This window comes from Vibrio sp. 2130-1, assembly GCF_033339515.1.
The window spans coordinates 1-540 of record NZ_JAWOUT010000640.1 but is presented as its reverse complement, the minus strand read 5'-3'; the positions used below and the strand labels follow the sequence as shown (position 1 = coordinate 540).

At 48.5% G+C, this 540-nt stretch carries 1 protein-coding gene; it reads left to right on the top strand.

Annotated elements, in window-relative coordinates; genetic code table 11:
- Positions 1-540: ABC transporter ATP-binding protein (locus R7Q09_RS27860; protein WP_318144173.1), on the top strand; the 540-nt coding region annotated here is incomplete at both ends.

Genomic DNA, 540 nt, shown 5'->3' with positions numbered 1-540 from the left:
ATGGGACTGTTGCCAAAGCCTTACGGCAATATTGTCAATGGTGAAGTTAACTACCGAGGTACCAATCTGGTGTCGCTACCAGCGGAAGAAATGTACGCCATGCGCGGCGACCGCATTTCGATCATTTTCCAAGACCCAATGACGGCGTTGAATCCAGTGCATACCATTGGCCGCCAACTGTGCGAAGTGTTGGAATTACACCGTCCTGAGCTAGGTAAAAAAGAGCGCGAATCCTACGCGGTAGAAATGCTGGCTAAAGTGAAAATTCCAATGCCAGAAAAGCGCCTCAACGAATACCCGCACAACCTATCTGGTGGTATGCGCCAGCGCGTGATGATCGCAATGGCACTCGCATGTAAACCAGATATCTTGATTTGTGATGAGCCAACGACGGCACTGGATGTAACGGTACAGGCGTCTATCCTTGAACTAATGAATGAACTTCAAGAAGAAACGGGCATGGCAATGATCTTCATTACCCATGATTTAGGCGTAGTAGCTGAAGTGTGTGATGACGTTGCGGTAATGTATGGTGGTCGT